Genomic DNA, 18,254 nt, shown 5'->3' with positions numbered 1-18,254 from the left:
TAATGATTCCTCCTCGTTTATAATGGTAATACTCTTACAAATTTCACCCATTCAGTTGTTGCCCATCCTTGTGGAAGCAATATTTGATCCGCCCCACCTTTTAATACAGTTCCGCTTCCAGTTATCTGTTTTTCAACCTTACCTATATTAAGTATAGTTCCCTTAGGCACAAGTATAGTTTCCTCATAATTTAACGTATTCTTCCATTTTGGTAATATTGCACTATTAATTTTTGCTTCTATAGCATTATTAGAGGGTTGTGTTGTAGCAAATCCACCATAAGATTTTGCTTTATACCCAAAATCCCTGTATAAATATATATCTTCATTAGTTTTAACTGTCCTATAATGCCCGTCTTTAAATGTATCAACTAACCAATCTGGAAGATTTTCTTTATCAATTACGGTTACATTTTTATCAATATCTGTTGCATATCTTCCAGACAGTATCGCCTCTGCTTCCTCTTCCGTATATCCTAATTTTTTATAGGTATCTTTATCTACGACACAATACCCACTCGGGTCATAATACCCCACCGGATTATTCGCACAGTAGGCGTAGAGATTCAGCCCATCCCCGTGATATTCGTCTTCCTGCGTAAATCTGGCGATGACGGGATTATAGTATCTTGCACGCAGGTAGTATTGCTGGGTTATTGGGTCTAGCTGCTGGCCGGTGTATTGGTAGCGGTTCGGGATTTGTTCTGCTTTTTCTACGGTGTTGCCGAAGGCGTCGTAGGTGTAGCGATTCTTTACGTTGCCATCTGCATCTGTGAGGAAAATGGTACTTCCCTGTTCGTCGCTGGCGTAGTGGTACCAGGTTTTCTCTGGTTCAGTTTCTCTGGCCCAAAGCTCGCTGGTGCGGATTAATCTTGTGATATTTCCGTCCTCTTTTTCCGCGATTACTTCCTTGTTCTCGTTGAAGATAAACTGCACCAGCTTACCGTTTTCTTCCATTTCGCAGCGCAGGCCTTCGGCATCGTAGCGGTTTATCTGGACATCGCCCGCTTTTGTCGTTACCTTGCTGGTCCTGCGGAAGGCGTCATATTCGTAGGTGTTGTTGGCGTCTTGGAGCAAATTGCCAGCGTTATCGTAGCGATAGGTTTCCACCTGACCGTTGACGGTTTGACTTGTCAACCGGTTGTTGACATCGTAGATATACTGCTCCTCGATGTCCTTGGCCGTCCTTGTCAGACGGTTACCGGCGTTATCGTAGGTGAATCGTTCCGTATCGGTTGGATATTCCGCCTGCTGCAGTCGGTTGAGGCTGTCATAGGTGTAGAGCGTTTGACCTGTCCGCTCATTTTTCTCGATTCTTTGGCCATTGCCGTCGTAGCGGTAGGTGTTCTTGGCGAGAATCTTATCCGGCGTGGTTACCGTCAGGCTCGTTATATTCTTATCCGCGTCATAAGTGATATCCTGCCACATGCCGTTGGCGTGAGTTATCTTTTGGATGGCACCATCAGCATCGCGGGTAAATTTGACAATTGACTGGTCAATTTCGTTGCATATATCAACCAGTTGATTTGACTTGTCAAACTTATAGCTAACCTGTCGGCCGGTGATATCTGTCTGGCTTATCTTGCGGCCCAGCTCGTCATAAGTATAGGCCAAAAGCGTTTTGCCGCTGGCTTTCTTGGCGAGCAGCAAGCCGTCGCGGTCATAGCTGTAACGGTAATCCATGCCGTTAGCTATCGCGGCAGTCAATTGACCGTTGGGCGCATATTCGTAGCTATTACGCAGATTGCCTGCCTTGCGCTCGATAAGACTGCCGTAGACATTCCACTGGTATGTATTCGTTATACCATTGCGGTCTTGGGATTGGATTAAATTTCCATCGGCACCATAAAGATACTGCTCCTGCGCTCCATCTGGATAGGTTATGGATTTTAGCTGGTTGTTACTATCGTATTCGTAGGTACGTTTATTGCCATTACCATCGACGGCTTCGGTAATGTTGCCCGCAAAGTCATAGGAATAGTTTTCTTTTGACCCGTCAGCTTTGCGGATTTCCATGATGCGGCCCCAGCTGTCGAGGACGTAGCTCGTTTCGTTGCCGTTGCCATCAACGATGCCTGTGACATTGCCCTGGGCATTGTAGTGATAGGCCTGGCTGGCCCCGCCGTTGGTTGCGATCTTTGTCTGCCAGCCAGCGGCGGTGTAGGCATAGGTTGCGCCACTGCCGGCGGCAGTCTCGGCTTTGATGCGGCGGCCCGCGCGGTCATAGGCGACGGTTTCGAGCAGCTGGCCATCGGTGCCGATGACCGCGGTCAGCCGGCCATCACTGTCGTATCGATACCGATAGGTCATCCCCTGCGGCAGCCGGCGCTCGGTCACATTGCCCTCGTGGTCATAGACAAGCTCTTGTCTGCGCCCCTCGCTGGTGACGGCTTGCGTCCGCTGATTCAGCAGGTTGTAGGTGAATGTTTGCGCCCGTCCGCAGTCATCGGCAATGCGCAGGATATTGCCGGCTTTGTCGTAGGTAAAGCGCGTGGTATTCTTCTGTCCCGAAGCATGATCGATGATACATTCTGCCACCAGCCGGTCTACCGCATCATAGCCGCGCTGGATTTTACTGCCGTCGGGCAGCTGGATCTCCGTGATATTGCCATTGGCATCGTAGGTATAGTGGGTATGTGACCACCAATTGCCCTTGCGTTTTTTATTGAGCTCCTCTGCGCGGTCGATGAGACGGCCGGTTTTATCATAGCGATACACAATCCGCTGGGTTTCCTTGGCATTGATCTTACGTTCCTCACTGGTTCGTTTGCCAATGCTATTGTAGGTGTATTTGACCTCTGCCCCCAGATTATCCGTTACGCGGATCAGCCGGTTCTGCTTATCATAATCTTGGCGGATGATGCGCGTAAGTCCGCTGGCACTGGTCTCGCTTTGCAGCGTAAGCCAGGTCTTTTCCTCGATGATATTGCCATGGGAATCATAGATCCATCGCCGCAGGCTATACTGGATAGCGCCGTCTTTTTCTGCGACCGCCCTGCGTTCTTCAAGCTTATTGCCGGCCAAGTCGTATTTATAGATTGTCGCATAAACCATGCCGTCACGGCTGGCTTCGAGCTGGCCAGCATCCTGATGATAGATGCAGCGGCCTTTGGCATCATAGCGGGAGACTTCGAGCAGGTCGCCAGCTTCGTTCTTCACCGTGGTGCGGCGATTGCCTGCATCATACGTATAGCTCATACCTGCGCCATCGTCCGTGGACGCATCATAGTGATTCGGTGTTACCCGCTTGCAGAGATTCCCCTCGGCATCATAGAAGCGCCGCTCCACACCACCATCGGGATAATGGATGCGGATTTTGCGTCCATCGGTGTCGTAGTCGTAAAGGGTGCCCTCGCCATCTCCGGTTTCGGGGTCATAGGCCTCCGGATGGACTTCCTTGATAAGATTCCCTTCTGCATCATAGGCGCGGGCATAGACGATTCCCTCGGGCGCCGTTTCCAGGATACAGTGATCCATCGAGTCATAGACATAGCGGCTAACCTGCTGGTCATCGCCCTTATCCTGTTCCTTGGGCGTGATATGCTTCTGCAAATTGCCCATGAGGTCATACTGCCAGCTTTCCATATGCCCCAGCGCATCGGTATCGCAGGCCCGATAGTCCATGACATCATAGCCAAAGCTGCGCTCACCGAATTCGCTTTGGATGCACATAAGGCGGCAGACCTTATCGTACTCATAGTTGAACCAGCCGCCCTCCGGCAGCATCATACTGCTCGGGACCGGCAGCGTTCCTTCATAGCTATAGGTTGTTTCACACCCATTTACCGCCTGGGTCAGGACGCGGCCCCGAAAGTCATACTGCCAGCTTTCCTTTTTCCACTTTCCTTCGCCCAGCTTCGTCTCGCGGGCGATCAGCCAGCCATGCTTGTCATAGCGGTAGCGAACACAGCCACCCTCGCTATCCGTTTCCTCCTGCAGGCGACCCTCGCCGTCATAGGCAAGCTGACGTGTCAATCCGCCGGGCAGTTCCTCGCGCAACAGCTGGGAAGCTTCGTTGTATGTCCGCTTGGTTTCCCGTCCGAGCCGGTCCTTTTCATAGATTACATTCTCCCGCTCATCATAGGCTTTTTCTGCCGTCGTGTCATCCGGATAGACGGTTTTTTCCACCAGATGCTGCCGATTCCAGTGATAGGTCACCCGTTTGCCGCTATGCTGGTCGGTTACGGTCGTTCGGCGGTTCTGGTCATCGTAGAATAAAAGATATTCCGCACCATTTTTCAGCTGCTGATGCAGTACCCGGCCCTCGCGGTCGTACTCATTCTGCAGATAACAGATGCCATTCAGATCGGTAACTGTACGAATCCAGCCTTCCGACGTATAGGTATACTTTGCCTGGCCGCCATTGGGATAGGTCACGCAGGTCAGCAGGTCATCCTCATATTCATAGCAGATGGTGCGGCCTATCCCGTCGATAATCTGCGCAATTTTGTCCTCCGCATAAAGGAAGGATAATTCCTGTCCATCCGCCAAGCGCACAGTCTGGATTTGCCTGCCTTGATACTCGATATGTATCTTGGCCTTTTGGCACAAAACCATATCCGTGAGCTGGCCGGATTTGTTATAAAAATACGTTTTCTGCTGGTGGCGATTTTCCAGCTGATAGCCGGTTTCGTTTTCCGCCAGCATGATTCCCCGATCGCCGCCACGTTCATTTTGCCAGCTGCCATCTGCCTGCAGCGCGAATTTTTCCAAATGCATATCGGCACACAGGATGCGCACCTGCTTCTCCCGTCGCTCCAGTACACTCCCCACATTGATAAGCCAGCGGCGGCCGAGGTGCTGCCCGGGATTTTCGTAGATGGATTCATACGTACGCGTCAGCAGGAAGTCCTCCACGAAATCCTTCTGACGGTAATCGGTCACGGTCATACAAAAACTGCCGGTCACAGCATCTATCGGATCGGCCACCGACGTTTTCCCATTGGCTCCATTTTGCGTGCCGGATACTGCCGGTGTCGTATTCTTCGCCTTTTCCGGGGCACCATTCAGCGCTGTCCTGTCCCGCATCTTATTGCCGCTGCTTTTCCGCCCGCAACTCATGACAAGATTTTTCGGCAGATTTCCCATTTTGCTTCTGAGCCATGGCCTTGCCTTGGCCCCTTGGATAATGGCCTTGTCGATTTTCTCCAGCGACACATGGTCTGAGGCAAATTTTTTCAGCGCGCCCCAAGCCTTATCGATTTTGGTTCTTGCTGCCAACCGTGCTGCCTTTAAGCCATTACTGGCGCTGCGGATAGCCTCAGCTCCTCTTTTCGTTCTGGCAAAAATATTGCCAGCCACAGGCAGCATGGCTAAGGCCGTATCAATTGCCGCATCCTTTTTATTCCCTGCCCGTAAGTCCTCGCCGATAGTCTTCAAGGAAAAAAGCACAGCTGCAGCAGGTCCTACCGGCGTAAAGCAAGCCACCAGCAAAGCGGCATCGATGGCCAGACTCAGATTATTCATTTCGATATCTTCTGTTGTCCGTTCCTGCGGATATTGGTTATGGATATAGCCCTCGCCAGCCACGAGCGGAGCCTTTAATGCGACCGTATTCGTCGCGCCATCGAGACAAAGCCAGTTCCCGCCGACCTTTAGCGTCATCGCTTGCCCCGCCTCGACATTTATCCGCCCGTCGGAAACCCCGGTGGCAAAATCTTCAATCGCAGCATTCATTGGTGAAGTAGTATGCCGTTGGCCAGACTGACGGAATAAATCCTTGCCCAGGTCAGAGGTAACCGGCGCTTCCTTAGCTGCCCCCAGGCTTTTGCTAAGACTTGCATCCTGGCCGATTTTCCCTGCTGCTATATCAAGCTGCAGGGTCTGCGCCAATGCCTGGCCGCCATCGCCGATATATTTGTCATATCCACGGCAAAAGCCTGGTGCTACTTTTCCCGATTTATCGTCCACGCTATCCGTTCCGGACTGGATGACAATATCTTTGCCGCTGTGTACCACCACATCATGATTCGAGACGACCGAAATCCCACGACTATCATCCGCCGTTATCGAGGCAGAATCCACGCCACTGCGCCCCGCAATCATCACCACACTATTCGGCTGAAACTGAACCATATTATTGGTAGAAGTCAGATTACGGTTCTCCGGTGCCTCGTAATCGGGATTACCGCCAAGCTCGCCGCGATGACTGCCTAACGCTACCTTTTCGCCGTTTTCTTCAAAGTAGACAAATACATGGTCACCAACATCCGGCATGGAATACTGATAGTTGTTGACGGTATTCTCATAGGGAATCCAGCAGGCCTCTTCGATATCTTGCTGTTCATCGCAATCGAATTTTACCTTGACGTTCGTTCCGTCGACCGCCAGTATGGTACCGGTAAGCTGCTGGGGCATATTCCTGCGGCGCAGTTCCTCCTCTGCCTCGGGACGGCAGCCTTCCTTATGACGCAGCGTAAGACGATTGATTAGCAGGGCATCTTCGGAGACGATATGGCTTTCCAGCACCGCTTGTACCCGTTGTTCATATTCCAGCCCGTGGCCTGCCGTCAGTTTCCAGTCATACGTAGCAAGCCCCGTGTCCTGAAACTCACAGGGCGCCGTCATTGGCCGGATATTTTCTTTGACTTTGCGGCAAGTACTCACCGGCAGGGAAATAGCATCGATTCTATCCTCTTTCTCCCGCCGGCGCTTGGAAAACGGCACAAATCCCACGCTTAGCTGAATCCGATCGCTTGCGCAATTGGTAAACAGAAAATGTCCGGTCGTTTCTGCCAACCGGACTAAAAACTGCCAATCCGTTTCCTCGTGCTGATACAGCATACGCGGCAAAACAGGATTATCCTGCACAGCTATCTGTAGGCCATACGGCTGGCCGATGGCATTGGCTACATCGCTAAGTGTTTTGCTCTCGGATTGGAACGTACGGCTGTGCCGCTTGATATCCATCGCTTGCGACAAGGTTACCGCCCGGACCAGCAAGCAGCTATACCCAGCCTGCTCCTGCCAAACTGCCTGCGTGATGATACCCGCAAAAAGCAATTCTGTTTTTAACAAAACCTTGATGGGTTGCCCCTCTATCCTCTGTACCAAGGACATGTCCGCCGCAGGTAGTGCGATGAATTGCAGGTCACAGATTCCATGCTGGCCTGCCCTGGTATCTATTTGGATTTTTTCTATACGCTGATAGGGCAAGCCTTCGACTTTTAGCTGTCCTAATGTAACCTGTTCCATATATCCTCCTGCTAACCTGTCATTCGTCACCGTTCGACTCTATTTTCCGTGCCCACCAAGTTGCCAAGCAAACAAACACCAGCGTCCCCCAGGCAAAGATATCATCCGGCGTGCTGATAATCTCAATCAATGTTCTTATAATCACCAAATACAATAAATAGATAAATTTCATAGTCTTATCCTTTAGTATGTATAGAATTTATAGATATGCACCCGATAGGTGTTTTTTTCTTGCCAATCGTATCCCCCTACACTGCATAATCAACAAACAACAATCGAATTCTCCTCTCTAATATCTATATATTTTATAAATATTTACTCGATATTTTTCATTCTCATCCTGAACCGCTATTTTCCATTTGTCTTTTTTAAACAACACCATGCAATTGCCATCTTGTTTATCGATTTGTTTCCACCCTTTATCGGTTAAGTACATAATATAAAACCGTTTGATTTGTTCCTTTGATAATCTTGTACAATAATATATATCCAATGACACGGAGTATCTCTCTCTTATGGATTCTTTTTTTTCAATCTCGTTTGTATTATCAGGTATTGGCAACTCGCCATATATCTCATATAAGACTTTCGGGTCACGCTTAAAATCATCACCATTTTCCATGTAATTAGCAAATTCATCATATACAGATAGCAGCATACCTATAAAAACCAAATACATTACAATTTTTCTTGCCAATCGCATCACAATCTCATCCTTTTTTTCATCGATAACAGACATGATTCATATTTGTAGATTTGGTATTTACTTGGTATTATCCTTAGTCAAACTCTTTTTTATTGCCTCTGTTTCTTTCTTTAATGATGAAGCGACTCCTGCAATCGCTCCTGCTGCTTTTTCGCCCATAGTCTGTGGCACATCGTCATCGCCTGGTTTTGGTGGGTCGCAAAAGCTGATTACGCCGCCCCACCTGCATTCGAGCGTGCTTTCTTTCGTCAGTACCGGTGCCCCTTCAATGACAAAATGCTTATCGCCATCGCGCCAGGCTTCTTCCGTGCGTGCATGGCAGACGCATTTTACGCGCGGCCTTACGAATCGGTTTCCGTTTTGCTGGGCGCTATTTATCAGCTGGGCATACTCGTTATTATCATCACAGAAGGCACTGCACATCCCATACCCCAGGATATTTTCCTGCCATTTATGGTCATTGGCATTCAGCACGGCCTTGCCTGTTTTGCGCGACAAAACGCCATGATCATCGCGCATATTGATTTGATTTTTCATGCTCCCATAGGTGCACTTCGTGTAGTCACTCATCATGGTCATGTATTCCTTAGCGCCCATATTCTCAATCTCCTTTCTTTGTCCTATCCGTATACGATAAAGCGTTTTGTCGGGCGATTTACAATCTATTCTGCTTTTTCTGCGGTGTTGCCGAAGGCGTCGTAGGTGTAGCGATTCTTTACTTTACCTTCTGCATCTTTCGCATTGCTTTATCCTCCGTTATTCCTCCACTCACGTACTGCTGTAGATTTTGTATATATCCACAAAATATTTATCTACTTCATTATGAACCGATATTTCCCATCTTCCCTTTTTAAAGGTGATTCCAGTTCCGCCTTAATCTTCAATTTGTTGCCAACCTTTATCAACTAACTTTTCGATGTAAAACTGTCTAATATCCTCATCGGGTAGACTTGTGTGATAATAAACGTACAAGGATAGAGAATATCTTTTTCTTATAAACTCTTTTCTTTCAATTTCCTTCGTATTATCAGGGATCGGCAACTCGTCATATATTTCATACATAACTTGGGGATCACGACTAAAATCATCGCCATTTATCATATAATTTTCAAATGAATCATATACGGATAGCAGCATACCTACCAAAAGCAAATACATTACAATTTTTCTTACCACTCGTATCCCCCACACTGCACAATCAACAAACATGAGCATATACCCCGAAAAGATTATCTTAGAGGTATTTATAGTATCAATTAATGAAACTCAATCGATTTTATTGATTTTTTCACCAACTCTTTGCTTGCCTTATTGTTTTCGTTATAAATATAAGTAATAATCCAATAATCTTCGCCCGAATGAATACCAAAACATTCAAACGTGTATGGATAACTATTTTTCTTGGCCGATAATTTTGCATAAGTCATATTCTGTCCATGGATGTTTTTTTCTTCTATCTTTTCACAACATTTGTCATCTAAATCACCATAATCCATCAGGAAAGTATCTTGCGAAAAATCGATTTCCTTGTTGGAATCATCTATTACACCATGATCTACCGCTACAGTAATATCATCTACTTGATGATAAAACTTCTCTTCTTTTTTTACACCATCCACATTGTCAATTTTCGTATATCCATCTAACACAAACGGTAGTTTTATCGATAATTTTTTTCCATCCGATTGCTCTAACATTGTACTTTTCCAAGCATCATTACTACTATCTCCAGCGTTTATATCTATATTCAAAACACTACCTCCTAATAATAAAAGAAATAATACAACAACCACGAATAATGCCTTGATTTCAGTCATCATAAGAATACTAACTCCTTAAAATTTTTACACATAAACTATTTGGAGCAGTATTTTTCTTGCCGCGTTCTGTAGTCACTCATCATGGTCATGTATTCCTTAGCGCCCATATTCTCAAGCTCCTTTCTGTGTCCTATCCGTATACGATAAAGCGATTTGTCTGGCGATATCCTTAACCTGCCGCTGGGCGTAGGTAAAGCTGATGGAACCTGTTACCGATGCAGCTCCGAGGCCACTGGAAAACAAGCAGTTATACATGCGCTCGGTTACAGTTTCATTGGTATATTCTATCCAGACAAGGGATTGATGTTTTCCCGCGAGAATCTCAGCGGCGTGGATATGCACGCCGGCGGCCAGTTTCGGCATGACTTGGCAGTAGGTATCCTTTTCCTTTTCTAAATCCTTTTGTTCCAGTTTACGATTTTGCTGCAAAAGACTTATGGTAAATATCGCCGCGTCGTCACTTAACAACAACTGATTTTCGCGGCAAGCTGGCAAGAACTGCTTCATGACTTCCTTCCCCAAGAGCTTGAATTCGCTGGGGATACGAAGAGTCAAAGCACCATCGAAAAAAGTCCTATCGGCAAAGTGATAGTCAATCCCCGCCACCGTTGTCATCGTCTCGTCGATTGATGGCAGGACATCATCAACCACCTTTTCTGATAGTTTTTCCTGTTCCCGCCACTCATTTTGCTGGCGATATATTTCCTGGTCAAAACGCATTTATATTGCCCCCCTATTTCGTTCCATCAAAGAAACTGTTCATCCAGCCATCGTTTTCAAAGCTCTGGAATTTCTCTTTGCCAAGCATCAAGGTTTCTCCCTCGCGGTAGACGGGAACGATCATAAAACCCCATTCTTTTGGTTCCGACCAGATAAAGAATTTCGCCTCACGGTGGATGATGGTATCCGTATCAGCCTGCGGGATGTGCTCGCCGTAGATGGCTTCGATTTCCTCCTGGGTCTTGGGTGTGAATTCTGCCTGCGTGCAGGTATAGGTGAAATTATAGCGGATACTGCCATCTTCATCTTTGAGGTACAGCATGAGCGTAAGGTTATCCATATTGCGCGAAAGCTCGCCATGGCTGAGGCCCGCCATGCCATCAATCAGGTTAATCTCCTCACCATTATGGGTAAAGCCCGTGAGCCTATACGGCAGTTTCGGCGGCTGGCTGATGATATGGACATCGGCATAGCCGTATTTCTTGTCGCGCAGGTATTTGAGCGCGCCATCGATGCAGGTCATCTTGAGCTCCCGGCAGTCCGAGCTGTCCCCGGATTTGCGCTTGGACTTGATGACCCGTCCCGGCACGAATTCCTTGAGCGAGTCGCGGAACAGGTCGATTTTGCAGGATTGACCGGTCAATTTGATAATGCTGTAATCTTCAATGTCGCCGCTTTCATAGAGCGGGTCAAGAAAGCGGGCGATAACGCCGTAGATATCCGGCGTCAGCAGCAGATTGACATCGAAGATGCTGCACACAATATCCTTTAGCTGCTTGACCGTGACCATGCCGCCCGCCTGATGAACGGCGAGTTTCCATTTATCCATCGGCAGCACGATGGATTCGCCGTCATCGATGGGGATTTCCCGCCGCAGCTGCCAATTGCGCCCCGGCGCTTCATGATTTCCCTCCGCCGTCAGGATAATCTTGAGTGCACCCGCTTTCTCGAAAAAGGCTTTCTTGACCTGCTCGGCGCAATGGAACAGAAAATAGAAGTTATTCTTGACCTTGAAGTAATCCGTGCGGCTTTCTTTCTCCCATTCCTTGAACTTCGTCGGCAGGACAGCCTCCACGGCAGCATAGGCCCTATCGAGGGCCTGATACAGAGCTTCCGTGCCATGCTCATCGACACTGCGGAAAATATCTACATCAAAGGCCCGCAGCAGTTCCTTGCTATGCGGAATCTGGCGCAGCTGCTCGCGGGCCTGGGCATCGACAGCTGCCTGCGCGCCATAGACCTCATGCTGCAGGGCCCAGCGGGCATCCTTACTATGCCGGTCGTATTCGCCCGATAGCTGCTCGGCAATCTTGAGTTTCAACAGCTGCATGATTCGATAAGTCAGATTATTGCCGCCAAAATCCGTATCGCCATTTTCATAGGCCGTCTCGATGTCAATCTTGTAGGACACCCGCTGGTCATCCACGCGGAACTTGCAGGAGGAAAGATCCGTGGTACCGCCGCCGCAATCGATGATAAGGGCATGATAGAGCTGATTCTTGCGGGCCTTTTTCTGCTCGATAAGCTCACTGACGGTATTGTAGAGCACGGACACTCCCTCATCGATGGCGTCATGCTCCACCGCATACTCGGGCAGGATCTGCCGAAAAAGTTTCTGGAACAGGTACTTCTGCTTGACCGGACTTGAGATATGGATGCCTTTGATGCGGCATTTGAGGCGGTTTTCCAAGGCATGGATGACATGCAGGAAAAATGCCCGCAGGATTTCCTTGCGGGGAACAAAGGCCCGCCGTCCATGACGGTCGGTGATTTCCTCATCCTTTTCGTAGTCGCTAATCCAGCGCTTCATATCGTAAAAGACACAAAAGCCCTCATCGATATAGCTGTCGGCGGCCATCTCGACGGCATCATAGCCAAACAGGTACTGTGGTTCCTCCTGATCCTGCAGCGAAAGGACCGACACCACACTGGGCAGCAGATTCGTCGCGGCAAAATCATGGAGCCGGTCGTAGAAAATCGCATAATTGATTTCATTTTCACGGATTCCTGGCGGCGTCTCGAGCTGCTGGCTCTCGAAATAGAGGTGGTCAAGATAGGCGCCGGCAGCAGTATTGGAGGTACCAAAGTCAATCGCTACAGGCAGATGCAACGTCTTGGGTTCGCGAACGATAAAGTCTACCAACGACACTTGCGCCAGGCGGATATTCTCGGGCGTATAGGTCATTTCGCCGCTATACAGGCGGAAAATCTGCGCCGATGCTGACCGGTCAAAAAACAGCAACGTATAGCGTTTGACTGCCGCCTCCTTGCAGGGAAGGCCCGCCTCTTTGCGCAGATAGAGATAGTCCTGCGCCTTGCCCTTGGGCTCGACATTGAAGATGCCGCAAAGATTCCTGTCGCCATCGACCACCAGCGCATTGGTACCGATTAGCTCAGGCATATAGCGGACCTTCAGATTGTCATAGAAATCGACGGCCAGCTGCTGCCAGACGATGAACTTGCCACTGCACTCGGGCGCAAGGCCTGCCGCCTGCTGCCAGACGGTTTTCTTCAGTGCCGCCTCCAGAGCGTTCCAGCCTTTCTCGGAATACCTGCGGATCAGCAGATTATCATCGGCCCCGCGATAGCGCATAATGGTCTCAATCAAGGCTTCTTTGTCCATGGGATTGACAATGCCGACGATGACCTTCTCGCGGCGTGCGATTTCCTGCAGCTGCACCGTCGACATGCCCAAAAGCTCACGGCGGTAATAGCGTCTTGTCCCTTCGCTCTTGTTGGTTTCGATTTTCCCGTTGCGATTCAACGTATATCCTATCTTCCTAGCCATACCATTCTTCCCTTGCCTTTAATGGATGATGAAATCATCCATATTCATTTTCCTGTTCTTTCCCTGCAGCATCTCCTGCGGCTTTTTAGCCGCCTGCTGGATTTCGGCTGTCGCCGCTGCTGCCTGCGTAATCTGTCCCGCAATTGGCGACGCCTTGGCTGCGTGTTTGACCACCTCAGCCTCTGCGGTCTGCCGGGCGATTTCCCCCATGATTTTGCCCGTGTTCATTTTCTGGCCAGGGCCAAAGCAGCCACCAGTTGCAAGCGGTATCCCTGCCGTGGTGCCCAGGCTGCCCATAGCGCCGCCCATGGCTCCTCCAAGTGCTCCGCCCAAAGCGCCCAGGCCGCTTACTGCACCAGCTGTCACTTTATCCACCAAATCGGTCTTCTGCCGGATGACCAGCCGGAAGGTGCCGAAGCCTTCGGTATCCTCGTAGCTTTCCTGATAGTCGACGACAAAAGCCTTGGACAAATGCACCTGCCGGAACGTATTGCCGGCAAAGACCACGGTCAGTACCACATCGCGATAAGCATCGGGCGACTCTGCGGGGCAGTGTGCCCAGTTGAAGAGCTTCATCGTCTCATTGCCCTCCGCAGCTGCATAGAGCTTGCCTGTCACGACGATAGTGGACAGGCATTTTGACGCACGCGCCCGTGAATCTGCCGGCGTGAACATCTCCGTCTCGGCCGTCCGGATCATATTCTCATCCAGTGCGATTGACTCTGCCCCGTTTACCTGTAATCTGAACCCCATGGAAAAACTCCTTTCTTGACACGATTATCCATCTTATCCTGCGCCATCCGCAGGAAGGTTGCATATGCTTCTCCCTTTTCGGTATTCCGCTGTACTCCGCGGCCATTCTTGTACGCATCAGCCAGCAAGCTGACTGACAGCGGATCATGCGGTGCCCGCTCAAAATACTCGATGGCCTTCTTCTCATCGCGCGGCAAACCGCGGCCTGTATAATAGGCTGAGCCGATATAGGCCAGTGCCACGGTATCGCCCTCGTGCGCGCCCAGCTGGCTCCAGCGTACGGCTGCCTCATAGCTCTGGGGCACAAGCTGCCCCTGATGCGCCCGCCGTCCAGCCATGGCATAAAGACGCGCCAGTGGCAGTTTTTTGTCCCGGTAAGCAGGGCTTGCATAAATCCTGGCCAACGAAGCATTCAGCCGTGCTGCCTTCCCCTGCCAGATTGCGGCCTTCTCTTTGCTTTGCTCTACCTGTTGGCCGGTCTGATAGGCATAGGCCACGATGCACAGGGCTTCGGGATCACCTTCCCTGGCCCATGCCTGTACGGCCTCGAAATCGTACTTGCGATACGCCTTTTCGAGCTGCTTTTGGGTCTTCCTGGCTTCGCGCTGCGCTTTGCGGGCGGCCTTGTCCTGCGGCGATGCTTTGCCGATGCCTGGCAGATGCAGCTTGCTGAGCACCTGCTCGGCCACGGCAATCTTGCCCACATCAGCAAAAACATCAGCAGAAGCAGCGCTTGCCGATGCCGGCAGCAGGCAAGTACAGGCCAGTGCCATGGCCACCACTTGTTTTTGATAGTCCATAACGATTTCCTTTCTGTTCACTTACTGCGGGAGCCCGGCCGCGATTGCCGTATCAGCAGCAATGCTTGCCAGCAGTGTATCCATCTCGGAAGCTTTCTGACTGTTTCCTGCCTGCTGATAGGCAGCCTTGGCCTGCTCCGCTGCCTGCTTGGCATTGTCGTAGTCGTGAGCAGCATAGAGGTTGCGCGCCTGGTCTTCATAGCTCTTGGCCGTCGCCTGCGTTTCGAGCTGGCTCTGCAGGTTGGCCTGGGCACTTGCGAGCTTGTCGCTCACGTTATTAGCCTCGCCGTATTCGCGCAGGGCCGTATACTTGGCATAGGCACTGTTATAGCAGGCCACAGCCTCGGAATAATTGCCGCTGCCAGCCGCCCGGTCGCCATTCGTCTCGATTACGGCCGCCGCGCCGAAGGCATTGGCATAGTCGTCAGCCTTTTTCTGCATCGCCTGCTCGGCCTCGCCCTGTGCCTTGTGCAGGCTCTCAAGACCGCTCATCGACTGGTCGCGGCCGCCTTTATCGCCGAGCTGGGCAGCCATGCGGCGCGCTTCCAGATAGGCCGCCTCAGCGCCCTTATAATCGCCCGCCGAAAGCAGGCTGTCGCCCTTGCTGATAGCTGCCTGCATCAAGGCCTTGCTGGCCTCATCCTGCTTGCCAAGCTGCTTGGCCTTGGCATCATAGAGCTTGTTAAGCGCCTCGATTGCCCGCTTCTTGCCCTCGGCATAGTGCTGCCACTCGGCTTTGTCACGTGCCTGGAAATAGTAGTCCTCGGCTTTATCAAGATCCCCGGATTCCAAAGCATGGTCGCCGAGGCTGATCAGATCATCGACCGACAAATGCTCACCGCTCTGATGGATGCGGTGGTCGATATAGTCACTGCCGAGCATATCCGACTGACGCGACAGCTCCTTGGCCGACTGGAAGCGATCGTAGGCCGTCTCGAAATCCTTGTCGCGGAACGCATCATCGCCCTGCACGATGGCATCGATGGTCTGCTGATATGCTTCGAGTTTTTCCGCCTCAGCCGTCTCCTCGAGCTTCGTCGCCTTCTGCACGCAATCGTCGCACTCTTTCTGCGCCCGTACAAAGTTCTCCGCACTGCAATAGGCCAGCATCCGGCGCTCCTGTGCATACATCTCCCGCACCGCCGTCTGATGGGCATGATAGCGGTAGAAGAAGAAACCACCAACCATCAGGAAGAGCACGGCAGCGGCAATCGCCAGCCGGATGCGGCGGCGGCGCTTGCGGGCCCGCTCCGGGTCAGAGAAGACCCGATTGACAAAAATCGCTGCCATCGTGTAATTGCGCAAATCCTGCGGCTGACGCGACAGCAAAAGCTCCTCCACATAGTCGACAGACTCCTGGGGCTCATTGGTTGCATCGACAAAGACATCGTCAAGCTCGCCTTCATCCACATTCTCCCAGATTCCCTCGGTATAAAGACTGATGATATCCGCATCCATCAGCTTCAACTGCGGCGAGATAAACGGCGTGAAATCGTCGCGCTTGCCCAGGTACGCATAGAGATTGTTGCGCTCCCTGCTCTTAGCCACCGTTGTTACAGACTTTCCTTGGTCGACAAGATCCTGAGCCAGCGACTGATCCTTGGACTGGATTTTCATGCGCCCCTGCCGGTACATGCGCAGACGGGCATTACCCGCAGACGCGTAGCGCATCTTCTCATAGTCCGTGACCACGACCACCACCGACGCCCGCAGTTTCTCCCGCGAAGCACTGGCCACCAAGCGGTCATTGGCATCCTGCAGATAGCGCTTGAGCGCCATCTTCGACATCCCCGGCTGCTCCTGGAAACTCAGCAGGATATTCTCTACAGCCCGCTTAGCGCCCTGCGATTCCTTGAAATCCGTAATCCCCGACGCAATGACATAGCAAGCGTAGTCGTCAAGCTCCACAAAGGCAAAATAATCGTTATTGACAAGCTGGCTGCCTGTCTCAGACACAAAGGCGGTCCGAAAGTCGCTGTTTGATTTTCTCAAGGTTCATACTCCCTTTCTTCTTGTTTCCCTGTTTCTTCCCGGCAGGCTTTGCTGCCGGATCATGCAAATCATAGAGGATAACGCTGGCGTTATCCTTATCCTCCCGCTTGCTGGCCTCCACCAGCGCAATGATCCGCTGCGCTTTTTCCTGCGGCGTAATCGGAAGGCTCAAGCAATCCTCAATCTTGCGCCAGGGCGCGGTCTCCGTCACGCCATCGGACAGGATGACCACCACATCGCCTGGCTGCAGTTCGATAGGTTCGCTGAAAAACTCGATATCGTGAAAGCCATCCTGCCCGACAAAATTGTAGAGGCGGCGCTCATGCAGCAGCTTCAACGCCTGCTCCTTGGAAATGCGCCCCTGCTGATAACGGTGCTGGGCCAGGATATCGATGGTCTGTCCCTCGGTCACCGGCACCAAATCCCCATCCCGGAACAAGGCAATCCGGCTGTTGCCCACCAGTGCATAGTAAAGACGGCTTCGCTCGATGATGGCCGCGGCCAGACAGGTCGACCCACGGCCGTCCTCCAGAACGCTGAGTATCTTATGGTTGGCCGCCTGGAACGCCTTGCGGAAATAATACTGCGGCTTTTCGCCTGCCTGACACTCCTGATAGAGATCAAGGCACGTATCGATAGCGAGCTTTGCCGCAATCTTGCCCGCCTGCCCACGGCCATCAGCCAGCAGCAAAAGCCCGCCTGCATCACCCAAGGCACTACCGGTCAGATCCTGCTGCAGCTGCCGCTGGCCAATCGTTGCCGCCGTGCCAATTGGATTGCGCGGCGGCTCGTTTTTTTCGGGTACAGCTTCCTCCACCACAGTTTGTTTTTCTGGCCAAAACCGCACGATAAGCAGTACGACGATAAGTGCGCCGATCCCGAGCAGACTATACATTCCCATAGCTGCCATCGCTTTCTCCCTCGGTCTCATAACCGCCCTCTTCGGGCAGTCCCGACGGATCTTCCCAGCGGAAATGATCGCCGCAGAACGGCACAAACAAGAACTTGCTCTCGCCCATCTCGATCACATCGTAGACCGACAGCACCACCGGCGTATAGACAGCCGCCTCGTTATGATAGACAAGGCCATTGGAGTCGCCTGGCAAAAGCACCGTCTCATGCTTTTTCGGGTCATAGACCAGAATCGCATGATTGCGACGGGAAATACGGTTATCCCCCAGAATCTGGATATCCATATCATCGGCACGGCCAATGAAGTTCTTGCCGGACTTTATCTTGTAATCCTTTCCCTGCCGCGGCCCATCGATGCAGACGAGCCAGCCACAGACCGGATCGATTTTCTCCAGCATCAGCATCTCGTCCACATCGACATCACTCTGGCCGACCATGCTCGTCTCCTTGCGCTCCTGCGTCGCCGTCTCGATATTACAGTACGGACAAACCGTACCATACCGCCGCGAACTGAATAAATGCCCATTCGGGCAACGAATAAGACCACTCATTCCTCAAAACTCCTTTTAT

Annotated in this window: 13 protein-coding genes; all 13 read right to left on the bottom strand. The window is 51.1% G+C overall.

Going from position 1 to position 18,254, the window contains the following annotated elements:
- Positions 1-17: 17 nt before the first annotated feature.
- Complete coding sequence (locus tag FZ041_RS02955; RefSeq protein ID WP_149188453.1) at positions 18-7,193, bottom strand: RHS repeat-associated core domain-containing protein; 7,176 nt, start codon at positions 7,191-7,193, stop codon at positions 18-20.
- Between the two features lie 19 nt (positions 7,194-7,212).
- Positions 7,213-7,365 (bottom strand): hypothetical protein, encoded by a 153-nt coding sequence (locus tag FZ041_RS14400; protein ID WP_180364860.1) that lies wholly within the window; start codon positions 7,363-7,365, stop codon positions 7,213-7,215.
- 117 nt (positions 7,366-7,482) lie between these two features.
- Positions 7,483-7,896: a hypothetical protein gene (locus FZ041_RS02950; RefSeq protein ID WP_149188452.1), complete on the bottom strand. Its 414-nt coding sequence runs from the start codon at positions 7,894-7,896 to the stop codon at positions 7,483-7,485.
- A 60-nt stretch (positions 7,897-7,956) separates the two neighbouring features.
- A complete protein-coding gene (locus FZ041_RS02945) occupies positions 7,957-8,496 on the bottom strand; it encodes a PAAR-like protein (RefSeq protein ID WP_075442501.1) in 540 nt (179 codons plus the stop codon).
- A gap of 276 nt (positions 8,497-8,772) precedes the next feature.
- Positions 8,773-9,108, bottom strand: a complete 336-nt coding sequence (locus FZ041_RS02940) for a hypothetical protein (protein WP_149188451.1) — start codon at positions 9,106-9,108, stop codon at positions 8,773-8,775.
- Positions 9,109-9,155: 47 nt separating this feature from the next.
- Complete coding sequence (locus tag FZ041_RS02935) at positions 9,156-9,719, bottom strand: hypothetical protein (RefSeq protein WP_149188450.1); 564 nt, start codon at positions 9,717-9,719, stop codon at positions 9,156-9,158.
- Positions 9,720-9,830: 111 nt separating this feature from the next.
- Entirely contained in the window at positions 9,831-10,439 is a 609-nt protein-coding gene (locus FZ041_RS02930; protein WP_149188449.1) for a hypothetical protein, read from the bottom strand.
- Between the two features lie 13 nt (positions 10,440-10,452).
- Positions 10,453-13,227, bottom strand: a complete 2,775-nt coding sequence (locus FZ041_RS02925; protein WP_149188448.1) for an Hsp70 family protein — start codon at positions 13,225-13,227, stop codon at positions 10,453-10,455.
- 18 nt (positions 13,228-13,245) lie between these two features.
- Complete coding sequence (locus FZ041_RS02920; RefSeq protein ID WP_149188447.1) at positions 13,246-13,980, bottom strand: hypothetical protein; 735 nt, start codon at positions 13,978-13,980, stop codon at positions 13,246-13,248.
- A complete protein-coding gene (locus FZ041_RS02915) occupies positions 13,959-14,780 on the bottom strand; it encodes a tetratricopeptide repeat protein (protein ID WP_149188446.1) in 822 nt (273 codons plus the stop codon). Before FZ041_RS02915 ends, FZ041_RS02920 begins: the two co-directional genes overlap by 22 nt.
- Before the next feature lie 21 nt (positions 14,781-14,801).
- Positions 14,802-16,772, bottom strand: coding sequence for a PP2C family protein-serine/threonine phosphatase (locus tag FZ041_RS02910; protein ID WP_149188445.1), 1,971 nt, complete (start codon positions 16,770-16,772; stop codon positions 14,802-14,804).
- Entirely contained in the window at positions 16,729-17,682 is a 954-nt protein-coding gene (locus FZ041_RS02905) for a PP2C family protein-serine/threonine phosphatase (RefSeq protein WP_255449209.1), read from the bottom strand. Before FZ041_RS02905 ends, FZ041_RS02910 begins: the two co-directional genes overlap by 44 nt.
- On the bottom strand, positions 17,660-18,235 hold the full coding sequence (locus tag FZ041_RS02900) for an FHA domain-containing protein (RefSeq protein ID WP_075442507.1): 576 nt from the start codon (positions 18,233-18,235) through the stop codon (positions 17,660-17,662). Before FZ041_RS02900 ends, FZ041_RS02905 begins: the two co-directional genes overlap by 23 nt.
- Positions 18,236-18,254: the final 19 nt, after the last annotated feature.

Origin of the sequence: Pseudoselenomonas caprae (genome assembly GCF_008271345.1) — a bacterium.
Taxonomy (GTDB): domain Bacteria; phylum Bacillota; class Negativicutes; order Selenomonadales; family Selenomonadaceae; genus Selenomonas_A; species Selenomonas_A caprae.
The sequence above is the reverse complement of the archived record's forward strand: the minus strand, read 5'-3'. Positions and strand labels throughout refer to the sequence as shown.